The 17,228-nt window shown below is 54.4% G+C and carries 17 protein-coding genes and 2 tRNA genes; 6 read left to right on the plus strand and 13 right to left on the minus strand.

All coding sequences use genetic code 11. The features are described from left to right. Positions 1–74 precede the first annotated feature (74 nt). The 6 genes from ACZ51B_RS00585 to ACZ51B_RS00610 all read right to left on the minus strand — a co-directional run bounded on the left by ACZ51B_RS00585 (position 75) and on the right by ACZ51B_RS00610 (position 5,088). Complete coding sequence (locus ACZ51B_RS00585) at positions 75–617, minus strand: RbsD/FucU domain-containing protein (protein WP_464295292.1); 543 nt, start codon at positions 615–617, stop codon at positions 75–77. Then, positions 614–3,397 carry a GH116 family glycosyl hydrolase gene (locus tag ACZ51B_RS00590; protein ID WP_464295293.1) on the minus strand — a complete coding sequence of 928 codons (2,784 nt, stop codon included), beginning with the start codon at positions 3,395–3,397 and terminating at the stop codon, positions 614–616. Before ACZ51B_RS00590 ends, ACZ51B_RS00585 begins: the two co-directional genes overlap by 4 nt. A 230-nt stretch (positions 3,398–3,627) precedes the next feature. Continuing rightward, positions 3,628–3,703: transfer RNA gene (locus tag ACZ51B_RS00595), tRNA-Phe, on the minus strand. Positions 3,704–3,721: 18 nt separating this feature from the next. Beyond that, positions 3,722–3,797 (minus strand) — tRNA-Asp (locus ACZ51B_RS00600). An 89-nt stretch (positions 3,798–3,886) separates the two neighbouring features. Next, a complete protein-coding gene (locus ACZ51B_RS00605) occupies positions 3,887–4,363 on the minus strand; it encodes a response regulator (protein ID WP_464295294.1) in 477 nt (158 codons plus the stop codon). A 197-nt stretch (positions 4,364–4,560) separates the two neighbouring features. Continuing rightward, complete coding sequence (locus tag ACZ51B_RS00610; RefSeq protein ID WP_464295295.1) at positions 4,561–5,088, minus strand: NADPH-dependent FMN reductase; 528 nt, start codon at positions 5,086–5,088, stop codon at positions 4,561–4,563. A 116-nt stretch (positions 5,089–5,204) separates the two neighbouring features. On the opposite strand from ACZ51B_RS00610, the gene ACZ51B_RS00615 reads away from it, so the two are divergent. From ACZ51B_RS00615 to ACZ51B_RS00625, 3 genes are all read left to right on the plus strand, one after another. Further along, positions 5,205–6,599, plus strand: a complete 1,395-nt coding sequence (locus tag ACZ51B_RS00615) for a family 4 glycosyl hydrolase (RefSeq protein ID WP_464295296.1) — start codon at positions 5,205–5,207, stop codon at positions 6,597–6,599. A gap of 53 nt (positions 6,600–6,652) precedes the next feature. After that, a complete protein-coding gene (locus ACZ51B_RS00620) occupies positions 6,653–7,033 on the plus strand; it encodes a GNAT family N-acetyltransferase (protein ID WP_464295297.1) in 381 nt (126 codons plus the stop codon). A 1,099-nt stretch (positions 7,034–8,132) separates the two neighbouring features. Beyond that, a complete protein-coding gene (locus ACZ51B_RS00625; RefSeq protein WP_464295298.1) occupies positions 8,133–9,167 on the plus strand; it encodes a TIGR03118 family protein in 1,035 nt (344 codons plus the stop codon). Here ACZ51B_RS00625 and ACZ51B_RS00630 read toward each other — a convergent pair. The 6 genes from ACZ51B_RS00630 to ACZ51B_RS00655 form a co-directional block, all read right to left on the minus strand. Next, a complete protein-coding gene (locus ACZ51B_RS00630) occupies positions 9,164–9,532 on the minus strand; it encodes an ACT domain-containing protein (RefSeq protein WP_464295299.1) in 369 nt (122 codons plus the stop codon). The genes ACZ51B_RS00625 and ACZ51B_RS00630 overlap by 4 nt on opposite strands. Beyond that, positions 9,522–10,607 carry a homoserine O-acetyltransferase MetX gene (metX, locus tag ACZ51B_RS00635; RefSeq protein WP_464295300.1) on the minus strand — a complete coding sequence of 362 codons (1,086 nt, stop codon included), beginning with the start codon at positions 10,605–10,607 and terminating at the stop codon, positions 9,522–9,524. Before metX ends, ACZ51B_RS00630 begins: the two co-directional genes overlap by 11 nt. A gap of 30 nt (positions 10,608–10,637) precedes the next feature. Next, a complete protein-coding gene (locus ACZ51B_RS00640) occupies positions 10,638–11,825 on the minus strand; it encodes a type IV pilus twitching motility protein PilT (protein WP_464295301.1) in 1,188 nt (395 codons plus the stop codon). Further along, positions 11,812–12,909: a type IV pilus twitching motility protein PilT gene (locus ACZ51B_RS00645; RefSeq protein ID WP_464295302.1), complete on the minus strand. Its 1,098-nt coding sequence runs from the start codon at positions 12,907–12,909 to the stop codon at positions 11,812–11,814. The genes ACZ51B_RS00640 and ACZ51B_RS00645 overlap by 14 nt, the downstream gene beginning before the upstream one ends. 145 nt (positions 12,910–13,054) lie before the next feature. After that, positions 13,055–14,131, minus strand: a complete 1,077-nt coding sequence (locus tag ACZ51B_RS00650) for a type IV pilus twitching motility protein PilT (protein ID WP_464295303.1) — start codon at positions 14,129–14,131, stop codon at positions 13,055–13,057. A 36-nt stretch (positions 14,132–14,167) separates the two neighbouring features. Continuing rightward, positions 14,168–14,887 carry a hypothetical protein gene (locus ACZ51B_RS00655; RefSeq protein WP_464295304.1) on the minus strand — a complete coding sequence of 240 codons (720 nt, stop codon included), beginning with the start codon at positions 14,885–14,887 and terminating at the stop codon, positions 14,168–14,170. A 244-nt stretch (positions 14,888–15,131) separates the two neighbouring features. Here ACZ51B_RS00655 and ACZ51B_RS00660 point away from each other — a divergent pair, with 244 nt between their 5' ends. Then, positions 15,132–15,632, plus strand: a complete 501-nt coding sequence (locus ACZ51B_RS00660) for a GreA/GreB family elongation factor (protein WP_464295305.1) — start codon at positions 15,132–15,134, stop codon at positions 15,630–15,632. A gap of 10 nt (positions 15,633–15,642) precedes the next feature. On the opposite strand, the gene ACZ51B_RS00665 is transcribed toward ACZ51B_RS00660, so the two are convergent. After that, entirely contained in the window at positions 15,643–16,197 is a 555-nt protein-coding gene (locus ACZ51B_RS00665; protein ID WP_464295306.1) for a PadR family transcriptional regulator, read from the minus strand. A 234-nt stretch (positions 16,198–16,431) separates the two neighbouring features. On the opposite strand from ACZ51B_RS00665, the gene secE reads away from it, so the two are divergent. Together secE and nusG are read left to right on the plus strand one after the other, a co-directional pair. Then, on the plus strand, positions 16,432–16,689 hold the full coding sequence (secE, locus tag ACZ51B_RS00670; protein ID WP_464295307.1) for a preprotein translocase subunit SecE: 258 nt from the start codon (positions 16,432–16,434) through the stop codon (positions 16,687–16,689). A gap of 10 nt (positions 16,690–16,699) precedes the next feature. Continuing rightward, the gene (nusG, locus tag ACZ51B_RS00675; RefSeq protein ID WP_464295308.1) at positions 16,700–17,227 is read left to right on the plus strand and encodes a transcription termination/antitermination protein NusG; all 528 of its coding nucleotides are present in this window, start codon (positions 16,700–16,702) and stop codon (positions 17,225–17,227) included. The last annotated feature ends 1 nt before the right edge of the window (position 17,228 follow it).

The raw sequence follows: 17,228 nt of genomic DNA on the forward strand, positions 1-17,228 counted from the left end.
AATAGAAGCCGCCACCTCTCCGCAGGCAAACGCCCGAAGAAGATGACGGCCTGATCCACCAAACACGCCAAGCGTCAGTGATTCATAGCTTTTCGAAGCGCCTGCTCCGACTCAGCCGACCAATATCCGCAATCAAGTTGGAAGAAGACAGACGTATAAGGCTGGATGTGCGGCGTCTTGATCACCAGGACGTGGAACGTCTTGCCCGCCTCGTCCAACTTGGCAATGATCTTCTCATGGAGCATCCGCTGAACGTTACGCCCCGCCAGAATCTGATTGAGCTGCTTCCGGTAAGCCGTGATGCCCGGAGCGCGTGCCTCCGGAACGAACTTCATCTCGGAGTCAACATACACAATCGGACGCACGTGTTTAGTCCGCCCCAGCGCACTAAACACCGACCGCACCGCCGAAAGCTGGCTTTCGCTAACCGTGATGGTCTCAATACCCGGCGACGTCTGCAGCGGATACGCAGAATCCGCGACGACGATCCAGTTCCGATGCCCCAATGCCGGCAGTCGCTTAGCAAGAATCTGCCGCACGGAATCCTTCGGACCGTCACCGGATGCCAATCCACTCACTCCAACCATCAATCCCAACAAACTCATCACCAACTTCATCGTTGTTCCTCCTTACGGGCAGCCGATGGCGTAATGCGGTGGCGGTACGTAACCGTCTCCTTCCCGCTCGCCGATCGATCAAACGTGCCCCATCCCTGTTCATTGATAAACGCGCACCGAAATGCGCCCGCCCCCGTTCGTGGCCGAAACGACATCGTATGGTTCGGACCATCCACCGTGAACCCAGTCAGGCTCACGTACGCTCCATAAGACGCCAACGCCCGCCCGTAGTGGTCGCTGCACTCCACCTCGTTATACGGGTTGCGTCGCGCCGCCGAATACCGCGAGTGGATCGCGTAGATGATCGACATCCCCTCCCGCACCATCCCCTCCGCGATCATATGGGCGGCAACTTGGTGCTCAAACCCCGACATGCACTCGTTGAAGTACCCAACCGCCCAAGCATCGGCCCCCTTCGCAATAGACTCCTTCGCCCCGCCTCGCGGGAAGCTGCACATCAACAGTCCCGGCTCTCCCGGCGTCGCATACCAACGCCCACCCGGGATCTCCCGCATCTTGCGCCGGTACTCCCAAACGTTATCAAAGAAGTTATGCCGGTACAGAGCCCGAAGCGCGTTCCGCGTCTCAGCGACTGGGAACGCGCGAGGCAGCCCGACCTGCATGGCCCACGCCTGCCCCAAAAGCTGATCTATGTGGCAACCCACGTTCGTGTTGTTCGCCTCAGGATGAGCAGGATCAGGATGCTGGATGAAATACTCGCCGTTATACAGATCGCGCACCAGATTCTTACTGCCGCGCTCCGCAATCGTTCGACAGTGCGTAGCAAACTCGCCATCACCCATCGCAGTCGCCATAGCTTCCGCAGCCCGAAGGGCCGCCACATAAAGACCAGAGATCCACGCGATCTTCCCGTACCACGCCGTATCCAACGTGTTGAACTGCGCCCCTTCCAAAATCCCGTCGTCGTTGCCGTCCTGCGCGATCAAGTACTCAGTCGCCCGCCGCACTTTCGGCCATATCCGATGGAGGAACTCCGCATTGGGACTCATTTGATGCTCGCGGTAGGCACGCAGAATACACATGCACTGACCGTCGTGAAACACCATCTGCCCATACTCAGCCCGGTAGTCAATCGCACCAGTCTCAGAGTGGAATGCCCGTCCAAAGTCGATCTGCTCCCGCAGGTACCGCTCGATCTCGGGGAACACACGCCCGATAGCCTGCGCATAGCCCCAAACGTGCGTACAGGTCCCCGCACAGCACCCCACACCCTCCCAGAAATAGAACCGGCCGCCAGCAAACCGATGGCAAGTATTCGTCGCGAGCGTACTGAGGTTCAAGAACGTCCGGTCAAGAAACCAATGAGGCAGCGTGGAATCGTACCAGGTCGAGTTCCAAGCCCGAGTCGTCTCCCGCAGTTCCACCCACCGAGAAGCAATCTCTCCCGCCACCGCCGCCGCACTCGACCAACGTTCGGCATACCAATTCCGCCGTTCCGGCATCTCCCGTGAAGCGTTCGGAAAGTGCCAAGCGATAATAAACGTGACCTCAGCAGTCTCCCCCGGAGCCAAAGCAATCCGCCGAGAGATTTCCCCCTCAGATCCACGCTTCGCGTCTTGATCCCCCGGCACCCGAACATCAGCGCCGCCAGGAACCCGAACACAGAAGGAGCCGAAATCATACTCCTCAGCCAAAGGACGCAAGCCCAGCGGGACACTGTCAAACATCACTTCGCCAAGACTAATATGGCCCCATCCCCCGGACTCTTCATCAACAACCACAAGCCGGGCCGTCTTGCCAATGAACTCCTTAACCGGCATCGACTGCCAGTCCATCGCATTCGAATTCCGCCCAGTGACCGACCGAACAACTTCCCCGCCAATAACCAGGTTCACGCACGTCTTGCCAACATGCGCACCCCCACCCACGCGCATATTAATGAAGCTCCGCTCGATGCGAAATTCCGGCGAGGTCAACCGTCCCGTATGAGCGTCACCCGCCCCGACATCTTCCCCATTCCGCGTCTGGTGCGAGTTGGCCACGAAATCGGTCTCAGCATGGACATTCCCCATGTATCCAGGAAGTTCGCTAACCCGCCGAGGCCCTTTACCAAACGCTGTACCCGTAGCCGTCCACTTCCCGTAGGTCCCATCCGACCAGTCAGCAAACCGAATAGCAGGCGGCCCCTCCTCCAAGCCCGTGATCGCCCGCGCAGAAAACACCAGCGAATCAGCGGTGCTCTGAGAATCCAAATGAAAGTCCCGACGCTGAGCGCGTGAGTGGATGAGCACAGGGTTCTCTAGTGAGTACGCCAGCCGATAATGGGCCGACTCAGTGCCCGTATTCCGCAGCCGGAACGTCATCGTAGTCGCAGGGAAAGACGAGTCATCCACGTTCAGCGGACAGAAAGGCGAAAACGCCTCAAGCGTCATTTCAACGTCCGCATCAGCCTCACCGTAGGTCACTCTTCCCACCGGATACTCGCCCCGGAAACTGATATCCCCAAACCGAACCCGGCGAGGCGCCGCACCATCAGTCCAAAGCACAAACTCTTGCCGAAACGGAGACTGCTGCTTCAGCGGCGCAACGTAGTTCGATCCACCCATCGCATTGAGCGAATCACCCATGAACGTGACATTGGGTCCTAAGACCGTCCCCAAGTGATCCTGGTTAAAGATGTCCCAGTTCCAAAGCTGACCGTCACCGCCAATGTAAACAGTGCCCGCAAAGAAGCCCCCCACTGGCATGCCAATAAACCGGAGGTCCTCACCTCGGAAAACTTCAGGATGGGTGCGGCGCAGGAAATCGCGCAGTTTCATCTCGGAAACTTTCGCGACTGGAGAATCTTCCCCCGAGGACAGATTGCGAAGAACAAGGGGCGAGCCAGCAACCAAAGCCGCCGAAGCGACAAATGAGCGTCTCGACAATGAGTCGGCCATGCCGCAATACTACCACGCACACCGAAAACAGTAAAGCTACAGTCAGAGTGGAAAAACTAGAGGACTAATCGCGTAACAAACGATCATGAAGAACTACATGATCAGTTTAATGGTGCCGCCAACCGGACTTGAACCGGTGACCCTAGCATTTTCAGTGCTATGCTCTACCGACTGAGCTACAGCGGCACATGTTCGCGTTAGAAATGGCGCGGATGACGGGACTTGAACCCGCGACCTCCGGCGTGACAGGCCGGCGCTCTAACCACTGAGCTACACCCGCGAACGAATTAAATTATCCCCTCTTAGGCAGCCCGAAGTCAACCCTTAACCAAGGATTCTTGAGAAAGAACCCGCCGCGCGGGTTCAAAACTAGGAGGTGAGGATCCGTTGGGGTGCCGTGCGATTAAGAAGCAGCCAATACATGGCCACCTGCAAAATCATCTCGGAAAACTCGGATGGGTCGGTCGGCTTCTGGATGAAGGAGTTACATCCAAGCACGTAAGACTCCTCAATCTGTCGAGCATCTTCACTAGCAGTGAGAACCACAACAGGAATCCTTTTTGTAAGTTCGTTAGCGCGAATCCTGCTCAAAACGTCCAAGCCACTAAGGCGCGGAAGCTTCAGGTCGAGTACGACCACAGAAGGCATCACATTGAGATCGCGACCGCTAAACTTGCCAGTCCCAAAGAGGTAATCAACGGCTTCTTGACCGTCACAGGCAACAACAACTTCGTTGATAATATTGTTCTTCCGCAGAGCACGGAGAGTTAGCCTCTCATCATCGACGTTGTCCTCGATGAGAAGAATCAATTTGCTATCGTGCGCTTGAGATGAGCTAAACGACATAAGTGGATCTACTCCAAAAGAATTATGGCAGCGACACTGTAAAAGCCAAGAGACCTCTATATTCTTGTGCTAGATATGATAGGAAACTACTCGCTTCGTATTGTGCTCATCGCTTCCAATATGCAAAGCCATTACCCAACGTCTCCATCTTAACCTACGCAACAAGTACAAGAGTCTGCCATTCCGTAAAACCCAACCTAGATCGCTTCAAGTAAAGCGTCCAAAGCGCCCTTCAAAATCCCCGCCACCTCCGGGTCACCAACCAACTGCTCCTGAGTCATCCGCCGAGCCCGCAAAGGAATCGTCACATTCGCCCCAGCCACAACCTTACTGTTCATCACAGTAAGAATCTCCGTCAACTGAGGATGCGCAAACAAAGAGATAGCCGAAGCATTGATCAACCCGATCGGCTTGTCCACCAGTTCCCCACTCCCAACCACCCAATCCAACGCATTCTTCAGCGATCCCGGCACCCCGTGCGCATATTCAGGGCTAGAGATCACAACCCCATCCACAGCCGCAAGCAAGGCTCGATACTCCAACACCACCCCCGGCTCGCTACCCTCAAGGTCCGGATTGAACTGCGGAAGCTCACCCAGCCCACCAAAAAACTCAATCTCAACAGACGCAGGTGCCAGCGCCGCCAAACTCTGCAACACCACCAAGTTGGAGGAAGCCTTTCTCAAACTCCCTGAAATTGCCAAAATACGCGTCTTCGTCGGCATATATAGTATCGACGCATGACACGTGTGATCGACATAACCCAACCAGCAAACACGATTCCCAAGATTGCCCCGAAATCGCATTGTAATTAACGGGTGTCACTTGATAACCTGTGCTCATGTCCGTTGCCGAAAAGGGTCACATTGAGCATACAAAGGAAGATAAGCGCCTAGGTCTACCAGGCGCCATGCCACGGCAGATAGTCGTCACCATGATGGGAGCCGGAAGCGGCTTCACCAACTCCGTCCTCAAAGACGTCATCCTCATCCCCAACAACTTAGGCGGAGAGCTGCGACTCGTGGACATCGACGCCACCAGACTAGAGCTCAGTGAGAAGCTGATGCACAAAGTCTTGGAAGCAGCAGGCGAAGAAGGTAAATGGACCATCCGATCCAGCACCAACCGCCTAGAAATGCTTCCCGGAACCGACTACATTGTCAACTCAATCGAAGTAAGTGGTGTAGCCTGCGTCCGATTCGATAACGACATCCCACTCGAATTCGGCGTCAGCCAAAACATCGGAGACACCATCGGCCCCGGTGGCCTCATGAAGGGACTCCGAACCATCCCAGTCTGGCTAGACATCCTCAAAGACGCCGAGCGACTCTGCCCCAAAGCCGTAGTCCTCAACTACACCAACCCCATGAACATGATGTGCCTGGCAGCAGCCAGAACATCCTCCATGCAGCACGTAGGTCTATGCCACTCCGTCCAAGGCACCTCCAACATGCTGGCCGGATACACCGGAGTGGAATACGAAAAAATCCAGTGGAAGTGCGCAGGCATCAACCACCTCGCCTGGTTCACCGAGTTCAACGGCCCAGACGGTCAAAGCCTCTACCCCACCCTCATGGAGCAAGCCGCAAACCGAGAAAGCGACTTCGCCAAAGCCGAACCCGTCCGCTCCGACATGATGCTCCACTTCGGAGCCTTCATCACCGAATCCAGCGGACACCTCAGCGAATACCTTCCCTACTACCGAAAGCGCAAAGACCTCCTCGACAAGTACACCGACACCGGCTACCGAGGCGAAGAAAGCTTCTACGCGAACAACTGGCCAACTTGGCGCCAGAACCAAGAGGAGTACCGAAGGAAACTGTTCAACGGCGAAGAGCAAATCAAACTAGAGAGAACCTGGGAATACGGTGCCTGGATCATCGAATCCATCGAGAAGAACCAGCCCTTCGTCATCTACGGCAACGTTGCCAATGAAGGCTGCATCGCCAACCTTCCGCAAGACGGCTGCATCGAAGTCGCCTGCCTAGTCAACGGAAACGGCATCCAACCCACCAAGTTCGGCCGCCTCCCCAAGCAAATGGCCGCCCTCTGCGACTCAAACATGAGAATGTTCGACCTTGCAGCCGACGCCGCCATCCACCGCTCCAAAGAACTGGCAACCCACGCCCTCTACCTAGATCCGCTCACCGCAGCCGTCTGCAGCCCAGCCGAGATCAAAGAGATGGTCAACCGCCTCTTCGAAGCAGAAGCCGAGTTCCTCCCCGGCTACAAATAAACCAAGCACGACATCCTAGCCAATACAAACTAGGATGTCGTCAACCCCCCCTCATGAACCTAGAGATTAGGCCAGCGCATGAAGCCGAAGCAGAAACCATTGCCGACATCTTCATGCGCAGCAAACAAGCCTCAACGCCACACCTACTGATCCCACAAGATAAGGATCGCACCTTCCAAATCACCCGCTGGCTCACCTACATCCAACGAGGAAGCCAAGCACAAGGCTCAAAAGGAGACGGCACCGTGCTCCTAGCCATCCGCAACGAAGTCCCCGTAGGCTTCCTAGCCTTCCACCACACCACGCGCCACGGAGCCGAAGCCGAACTCCAAGCCATGTACGTCCTCCAAGAGTTTCAAGCCCAAAGAATAGGAACCCAACTCCTCCACCATCTCCTCGACCTGCTCTCAAAAGAAGCCACTCAATCTGCGTAGGCTACTACCCCGAAAATCCCTTCAAACAGTTCTACCTAAACAATGGATTTGCCGAGCTCAACCCCCACTGGGCCATTCTCAATGACCTCGAGGCACAACTACCAAAGCTCAACAATCTCCCCGAGTAAGATCCACAATCTCCCCGCGACTAGTTCAGAGCAAAACGTGCAAGAACAAACCACCAACAACAACAAGTCCCAAACACCACAAAAGCAAAATATTGGACCAACCCACCGAACCCAACACTCCACTCCAGAGGTCCAACGGACCGGCATATCCTAGCCCTGTGGCGTAAGCCCTGGGATAGCTCCGGCCCAAGCCCGAGCGCTGAAGGCGCGGCCCACCCCAAAACCTCAATCGTCCTTAACGCAATCCACCAGAGCCACACTTACCTCTGCTTCGAAGCTCCTGCATCCGGCATGCATCAAAGAAGAACACTCCTCCGGAGGTCCAACGGACCGCCATACCCCAGCCCAGCGGCGTAAGCCCTGGGAAACCTACCACCCAAACCCGAGCGCTGAAGGCGCGACATACGCAACCCACCTGGCGTCCCTTCCTCCCTTCGACCACCAAACAGACTCCGCCAAACCAACGAACACCATTAGCCGCTCCAGAGGTCCAACGGACCGCCATAGCCTAGCCCAGCGGCGTAAGCCCTGGGAAAGCTCGCACCTAAACCGAGCGCTGAAAGCGCGGCCTACGCGAAGTCCCGAACGTCCCTGCCGTTTAATGAACACCCCAAACCACCGCCCCCCTGCTTCAAAGCTCCAGCATCCGGCATGCACCAAAGAAGGACACCTCTCCGGAGGTCCAACGGACCGGCATAACCTAGCCCAGCGGCGTAAGCCCTGGGAACGCCCTCACCCAAACCCGAGCGCTGAAGGCGCGGCCTACCCCAAAACCTTAATCGTCCCTACCGCTAACCGACCACCAAACCAACGCACTCCAGAGTTCCAACCCATCCCCTGCCATTTCAACAAATCCCCCAACCTTTCCCCCTCGCACATGTACTAACCCAATGCTTCATCCAACAAAGAGTCGGATGAAGCAATAGGAGAGATCGTTGAAAATTTCGAAGCTATCAATATCAATGGGGCTAATGATCGCCGCACCCATCACCTTCGCCCAATACTCCCAAACCAACCTCGTGTCCGATCAAGCAGGTCAAGCACACGTCACAGACCCAAACCTAGTCAACCCCTGGGGACTGGCAGCAAGCGGCTCCGGCCCATGGTGGACCAGTAACAACGGCTCCGGAACCTCCACCCTATACAACGGCGTAGGCACCATCAACCCACTCGTCGTCTCCATCCCCAAAGGAGCAAACGCCACAGGCATCGTCTTCAACGGTAGCTCTGGATTCGCCGTAGCCCCCAACAAACCAGGCCGCTTCCTCTTCGCCCAAGAAGACGGCACCATCAGCGGCTGGAACCCAACCGCAACACCCACCGCAGCCATCACGGTCGTAGACAACTCCAAGTCCGGCGCAATCTACAAAGGCCTAGGCATCCAAGGCAACAGGCTCTACGCCGCCAACTTCGCCACCAACGCCATCGACGTCTGGGACCAAAACTTCAACCAACTCACCAGCTTCACCGACCCCAACGTCGATGCCGGTTACGCCCCCTTCAACGTCCAATCCCTCGGCGGAAGCCTCTTCGTCACCTACGCAAAACAAGCAGGTAACGGAGACGAAGTCGCAGGAGCAGGACTCGGTTTCGTAGACCAGTTCGCAGCAGACGGCACATTCATCAAGCGCATCGCCAGCCACGGAGCGCTCAACGCACCTTGGGGCGTAGCTCTCGCACCCTCAAACTTCGGCAACTTCAGCAACAGCCTCCTAGTCGGCAACTTCGGAGACGGCCGAATCAACGCATACGATCCCACAACAGGCACCTTCCTAGGCACTCTCCAGTCAGGCGGCTCAGACATAGCAATCGACGGCCTCTGGGGCATCGCCTTCGGAAACGGCACCGGATCAGGACCAACCAACTCCCTCTACTTCGCAGCAGGTCCCGGCGGCGAACAGCACGGTCTCTTCGGACAGATCAAAGCTGTCCCAGAACCCATCTCCATGCTCACCCTAGCCGGAGGCACCCTCGGCCTCTTGCGACGCCGACGCAAGTCAAACTAAGCCACAAACTCAAATCCAGCCCGTGTCAGTGCGTGAACCGAATCCGAAAGGACGGCTTCACGCACCAACACATAGTCAGTATCATAAGTCGACACCACAAACACACTCACGTCAGACTCCATCAAGGGAGTCAAAATCGACACGAGCACGCCCTTAAGCGAAAAATCCAAAACCCCAACAACCCGAAAACACCGCCATCCAGCCTCAACAGACATAGCCGAAACAACCACAGAGGAAGGCGCGACCAAAGAAACCTCATCCCCAGTCCGAGTGAGACTAAACAACTCACCTACAGGTTCTAAGGCCGTGGGCCAAGCGCCCAACTTGAAAACGCTATAAGGCTCCGAAAGAAGCCTAAGCTTCACCGAGAAACTTCCTGACAGCCGCACCCTGCTGATCCGCGTCCAACAAAAACGCATCATGCCCATAAGGCAGATCAATCACCAGATGCGAAGACACAAGCCCCGCCTCTTCCGCCATCGCCTGCAGTCGGTTGCTCTGATGAACAGGATAAAGCCAGTCCGAAGTAAAGCTCACAAACAGATACTCCGTCTGAGATCCCTTCAAGCTTGTCAATTCAAAGTAGTCAATCGCACGAGTCAAGATCAACAGACTATTCGGGTCGAACCGTTTCGTAAACTTATCACCCTGATAGCTGAGGTAACTCTCCACCTCAAACTCAACCCCAAGATGAAAGTCCGGCTTCTCCTTCCCCTGAAGCCGACGATCAAACTTGGCCGTAAAAGCGCTATCACTCAAAAAGGAAATATGCCCAAGCATCCGAGCAATGCTTAACCCATCCGAAGGACCATCGCCCAGAGGATAATCTCCCCCACGCCACTTGGGGTCACGCATGATCGCCTGTCGCCCAGTCTCGTTAAACCCAATCTGCATCGCCGAATGAGCTGCACAAGAAGCCGTGATAAACGCCTTCTTAGCCCGGCCAGCAGCCTGAACCGTAAACTGCAGCGCCTGCATCCCGCCCATGCTTCCCCCAGCAACGGCATAAAGCTCAGAAATCCCCAACTGATCCAACAGCCGAATCTGAACTTCCATCATGTCTCGGACCGTAATGATCGGGAATCGACTCCCATAAGGCATCCCATCCTCATGAAGACTAGAGGGCCCCGTAGTGCCCTGGCAGCCACCCAAAGCATTGGTCGCAATCACAAAGAACCGATTGGTATCAATCGGCTTATCCGGCCCAATCAGACGGCTCCACCAACCAATCGCGTGGCTATCGCCGCTCAGCGCATGGCAAACCAGGATCGCGTTGGACTTCTCCACATTGAGCGTTCCCCAAGTCTCATACGCCACCGTAACCTCAGCAAGCATTCCTCCCGCTTCACAGTCAAGAGCGCCTACATGGGCATAAAGCCGTTCATCGTGTTGGGGGGCAGTCCTTTCGTTCTCTTGGAACAAAGCCGCGTCAATGTGCACTTCTAAAGGGTACCGCCCCAAGCCATCGTCTTACTCCCGTTTGAACTGAGCACGGTTCGGTTGACCCCGAACTCCCGTCGCAGCCGGAGCCGCCGGAGCAGGCGCCGACCCCGGAATCGCATGGACCGCGTTCGGATTCGCAATGTGCCCTTCCTCAATCAACTTCATCAAACGATCAAACTCAAACGGATCCTTCGCCCGCGCCCGACCATCCTCCAGAGTGATCAAATTCCGCTCCACCAAAGAAGCCAAGCTCTGATCCAACGAGTTCATCTTCATGCGAGCACCCGTCTGAATGAGCGACCCAATCTGATAAGACTTGTTCTCCCGAATCAAGTTCCGCACCGCACTGGTCGCCACCAGCACCTCATGCGCAGCCACCCGACCGCGACCATCGCTCCGCCGCACTAGCGTCTGGCTCAAAACACCCACCAGGTTCACACTCAGCTGCATCCGTATCTGCTGCTGCTGGTGCTGAGGGAATACGTCCACGATGCGGTCAACCGTCTGAATCGCATCCACGGTATGCAAAGTCGCAAACACCAAGTGCCCCGTCTCCGCCGCAGTGATCGCGAGGTGAATCGTCTCCAAATCACGCATCTCACCGACCAAAATCACGTCCGGATCTTGCCGCAACACGTACTTCAGAGCATTCGCAAAGCTCAATGTATCCACATCAAGCTCGCGCTGATTGATCAAAGCCCGCTTGTCATCATGCACAAACTCAATCGGGTCCTCAACCGTCATGATATGCACCGACTGATTGGCGTTAATCTGCGAAATCATCGCCGCCAACGAAGTCGATTTACCACTACCCGCAGGCCCAGTCACCAACACCAACCCACGCGGCTTATCAATAAAGTCGTAGCAAGCACTCGGCAACTGCAAATCCTGCATCGTCGAGATCTCGTAAGGAATCACACGAAAAGCAGCCTGCGTATTATTCCTTTGCTGATAAGCGTTCCCCCGGAACCGAGAAACCCCCTTCACCTCAATGGCAAAGTCCAGCTCCAAAGCTTTCCTAAACCGCTCCACCTGCCCCGGATTCAGGAACCGAAACAGCTCCTTCTCAAACTCATCACTCGTAAAGTGCGGAGCATCCACCGGCACCAAGTCGCCATGAACGCGCACATAAGCAATCCCCGTATCCGACTTAAAGTGAAGGTCACTTCCCTGCATCTCAACGCAGGCTTTCAAGAAGTACTCAATGGACTGCATTGACAGGCACCTCCACGAGTCCCATATTCATCGCACGGCGCTGGAAGTCTTGAGAGTTCGAACACTTCGCAAAAGCGTGTTCATAGTCAATAACCCCATCCTTCAGCAGGTTCAACAAGCAACCGTCAAGAGTCTGCATCCCAAGCTCCCCTCCCGTCTGGATGTCCATGTAAAGCTGGTGCGTCTTCCCTTCCCGAACAAGCGTCCGAATCGCAGGAGTCGCAGTCATCACCTCGTAAGCAGCCATCCTCCCTTTCCCGTCCTTCGTAGGCAAGAGAGTCTGAGAAATCACCGCCTGAAGCGTAACGCTCAGCTGGGTCCGAATCTGAGCCTGCTGCTCCGGAGAAAACACGTCCACAATCCGGTCAATCGTCTGCGCCGCATCCACCGTGTGCAACGTGCTGAGCACCAAGTGCCCCGTCTCCGCCGCAGTGATGGCCAGCATGATCGTCTCCAAATCGCGCATCTCACCCACCAGAATCACATCCGGGTTCTGACGCATCACGTGCTTCAGAGCATCGCCAAAACTGTGCGTATCAGTCGAGAGCTCCCGCTGATTAATGATCGAGGTCTTGTCCCGATGCACATACTCAATCGGATCCTCGATCGTCATGATATGCGACCGCTTATTCGAATTGATGTGATCAATAACCGCCGCAAGACTCGTCGACTTGCCACTCCCCGTCGGCCCAGTCACCAAGATCAACCCACGCGGCAAAAGCGCAAGCTTCTTACAAACCTGCGGCATCCCAAGGTCGTCAATCGTGCGAATCTTAAAGGGAATCACACGGAACACCGCCCCAATCTCGCCCCGCTGCCAAAACATGTTCACCCGAAAACGAGCCACGTTGGGAACGTTATAAGAAAGGTCAACTTCTTTGAAGGTATCAAACCGATTCCTTCGCTCCTCGTTGAGCATCCCCATGAGCATCTGGTTATGCTCCTCCACCGAATATGCCAGCTCATGCACGCGAACAAGTTCCCCGCGTATACGCATGATGGGCGGCTGACCGGCCTTCAGGTGCAAGTCACTTGCCTCCCTGTTGACCAACTCCATGAGCAGTTCGTTAATCGTTATTGCCATCGTTGGCTCACACTCCTACCCGCGTGGTATTAGTGACCGATTATATAGGAACTCCAGCAAACGCAACAGAGGGAATTGCAAACCAATGCCCCACAACGCAAAAAGGCCCGTCCCACAACATGGAACGGGCCTCTTCAAGCCAAACTTAGCGTCGAAGCATCTGCTTCAATTCAGAAGCAATACCGGCATAACCCATCGCAACTTCCTCAGTCACGATGCCAGCCTTCACATATCGAAGGAGAGACTGGTTCATGGTCTGCATGCCCCAGAAAGCACCCTCGTTCATGTGGTGATAAAGGTCGCCAAAGTGACCGTCTTCAATCGCCTTGCTAACCGTAGGTGTACACACAAGAATCTCAAGTGCAGCCACACGTCCATTACCATCAGCTCGAGGAACCAGCTTCTGAGCAATAATGCCCCGAAGCGAACCAGCCATACGCTGGCAAAGGTGGTTTCGCTCGTGAGGTGGGAACATGTTGATGATACGATCCATCGTCTCATAAGCCGAAGCAGTGTGAACCGTGGAGAACACCAAGTGACCAGTTTCACCAGCCTGAAGTGCAACGTTCATGGTCGTGGTGTCGCGCATTTCACCAATCAAAATGACGTCTGGAGCTTCACGAAGAACCGCACGAAGCGCAGGGTGGAAGTCCTCAGTGTCAATACCAATTTCGCGCTGGCTGAAGTAAGCCTGCTTGTCCTTGTGAACAAACTCAAGCGGGTCTTCAATGGTAACGATGTGACACGATCGGTTATCGTTGATCATGTCGATCATTCCAGCAAGTGAAGTGGTCTTACCAGAACCCGTAGGACCCGTAACCAGAATCAGACCAAGACGCTGCTTCGTCAACTCCTTCAAGACAGGAGGAAGACCCAGCTCATCAATCGTCTTGATGACCATAGGGATAACACGGCAAACCGTAGCAACCGTTCCCTTCTGGCGATAGATGTTCATACGAACGCGGCACTTTTCTTCGACCTGGAACGCGATGTCCATTTCATTGGTCTCTTCAAAAATCCTGCGCTGCTTCTCGTTCATCATCGCATAGATCATGCGGTGAGCGTTCGCCGCATCGACCACAGGAAGATCTTCACCCAGCTTCTTCATCTGGCTGAATTGGCGCATCGTAGGAACTTGATTCGCCTTGACGAAGACGTCTGAGGCGCGTTGGTCGAAACCGAGCTCAATCAGCTGCGGCAGTGTCATTTGCTCAAGGGTCATCTTGTGGTCCTTAACTTAATTCTTCTCAAAATAAATCTACGCCCGTGCTTGCGGACGTTGTCTCAGCAGCAGCGAGTATACCAACGCACCGGCTGCCAGGGCCGCAACACCAATCAGACCCCAAAGAGTCCAATCAAATGTCTTACCACCGCCCTTGCCACCAGCTTGTTTACTCATCTGAGACGGGTCTGCTCGGTCAATTTGCTCACCGTCTTTTGAAATTTGTTCAACATCCTGCGAAAGCAACGCCACCCGGTACTCCAGCCCCACACCCGGCGAAGTCTGAGCCTCCATCCGGAACGACCCAGACCGATAAGCGTGAATGGTGTTTCCAGTAGGCTGCATGCCCGAATAGATCACGCTAATGCCGTGAACAGTGTTCGGAGCCGAAACACCCGCAAACGCCTTCACAAACGGCAAAATCCGATAAAACCCCTTCTCGCGCTGGATCAACCCATCCACACCAAACGACGCCTTGGTGTACTCACTGGAAGGATCATTCGCCCGCATCGCATACCGATACACGTTCAAACCCCGCGGCTCACTCCCCAAATAAGCACCAATCGCCTTGATCTGCTTATTCAAAACAGCCGGAGGATAACTCGGATCCATCATCGTGATGTTCACAATGTCCGACCCATACTGGTCCAACTGCACTTCAATGATCGCATCAGCCCGAACAGTCGCAAAAAGACTCTTCTCAGGTGACGGTTGTGCAAAAACGGCTGCAACCATCAAGGCGAACAGGACGGACATGGCCAGCCTCATACCCTTCAATCTACCCCCAAGGTCCCACTTTTGACCTGTATTATCGCAAGGGTTTCATTAGTTCTTTCTAACCCTCTAGTTCTCCCAAAACCTTCCGAAAAGGGTCGAAAGAGTGTAATAACTCAAAAAAGATAGAAAACACCAAACAAATACATCTCCTGGAACGTACGTTCACAGAAGGGAAAGCAGCTATAATGCGTGCTCTTCTGATACGGAGAGTGACTTGAGCCAAATGAACGAAGAACTGATCACCGAACAGCAGGGCGGAATCCTGCTGACAGCGCCGGGATTCAAGCTTTTACAAGCTGAACTCGAGCACCTCACTACGGTGAAGCGCCCAGAAATTGCGGACCGCATTCGCGAAAGCCAGCAGCACGGTGAGTTCAGCGAAGACAATAGCGAACTTGACGAAGTCAAATTCGAACAAGCTATGGTCGAAAGTCGCATTGCCGAGTTAAAGGCCATTTTTGGCAACGCACACGTAGTGGAACACGAACAGATCCCAACGGACAGAGTTGGAATCGGTTCCATTGCCAAGGTCAGCGATCTGCAATTCGACGACGTATTTGAAGTACGCGTAGTCAGCAGCATCGAAGCAGACCCAGCCAACGACCTCATCAGCAACGAATCACCCATGGGTACAGCCCTCTATGGCCAATCCGTCGGAGACGATGTTGCATTCGAAGCGCCGGAAGGTCCGAAGCGCTATCGAATTCTAGGGATCACAAAGTAAAGATCCAATATCACTCTTCAACGCTATTGGGCACGTCACTAGACGTGCCCAATGCTTTTGTAGACACCAACAACTTCTTCAGCCATTCGTGCCGACCTTGAGCCAAATACAATAGGTTCGAGTACGCCAAGTTACGCATCGGCTCTTCCCAAGCAGTGTCCTTCAAGGCGCGTTCCAAATCAACGCAAAACTGCTTACTCTCCTGAACCCAAGTCTTCACCACACGCATGCGCTCCGCATGGGGTAACCGCATCAAAAAATAGCTGCGCGTCCGAAGCGGATCCACCAGAAATGCAAACTCCGTATGATCCGGAGGGAAAGTCAACCAGCTATGAACCAACGACTCACCCTGAGGCGTGAGCTCATACTCCGTCCGCTCCCGATTGGGTACACCTACTCGCCGTACCTCACGTAGCAAATTGTCCTTCTCCAACCTCCGAAGAACCCGATAAACAGACCCGCTCTCAGCACTCCAACGACCGCCACGCATCCGATTCATAGCTTTGCGCATCGCATAGCCAGAGCTAATACCGTCCCCAGCCATCGCCAAGATCAAGTATTCCAATTCACTATAAGGGCCCGCACTAGACATAAACTAATAAACAAAGAGTGTACAACCCTCTATCCCCACCGCACACTTTAGCTTGTATTAGCCACATCTGCAAAGGAAAAACTTCTGTAAGGAATATTTGTTATTTTTCACTGATAGGCCTAGATATAGCTTTTGGTGCTTGGAGAATGCACTTACTCTGGGTATCATGTTGTCTCCCCACAAGCTTTTGAGCAGGGATGAACGTCGATGGCAAATATAGCAACTGGCATGGATGAACCGAGAAAACCGCAAGGGTCACTCCCAATTCCGAAATCTCGCCGTGGTCTAAAAGGCTTCCTCAGTGAAGTCGGACGAGAGCTGAAGAAAGTGAGCTGGCCAACAAGGGCCGAGACATTCCGACTGACAGGAGTCGTCCTAGGCGTTTGCGCCATGGTCGTCTCTATCCTTACCGGTCTGAGTTATGCGTTCGGTGAAATCATTCACATTTTAACGAAGGGATTCTAAGAAACAAGCAATGCCAAAATCTTGGTACGCCGTCCACACAATCGCCGGTCATGAGAACAAGGTCAAGGATGTTCTCACACGCCGAGCACAGGTCGAAGGCCTTTGGGACCTCGACATCTATCAAATTCTGATTCCTACAGAGCGAGAACTTCAGACCCGCAACGGAAAGCGGTACGAAATGGATCGCAAGGTGTTCCCGGGCTACATTCTGGTTCAGATGTCGCTCACGGACGACACCTTTAAACTGGTCAAATCCACCAGCGGAGTCACAGGCTTCGTCCAAAGCGGCAATAAACCCGTTCCGCTCGAAGAATACGAAGTGCGACGAATTATCGTCAACCTCGAAAAGAGTCAAGAAGCTCCAAAGGTTGCATGGCAGAAAAGCGATGCAATCCGAGTGGTCGAAGGCCCATTCAGCGACTTCACCGGAAAGATCGAAGAAGTCAACGCAGACCGAGAGAAACTCAAGGTTCTCATCAACATCTTCGGTCGCGACACACCAGTCGAACTCGATTTCAACCAAGTCGAGAAACTCTAAA

This window comes from Fimbriimonas sp. LA-C6, assembly GCF_055398105.1.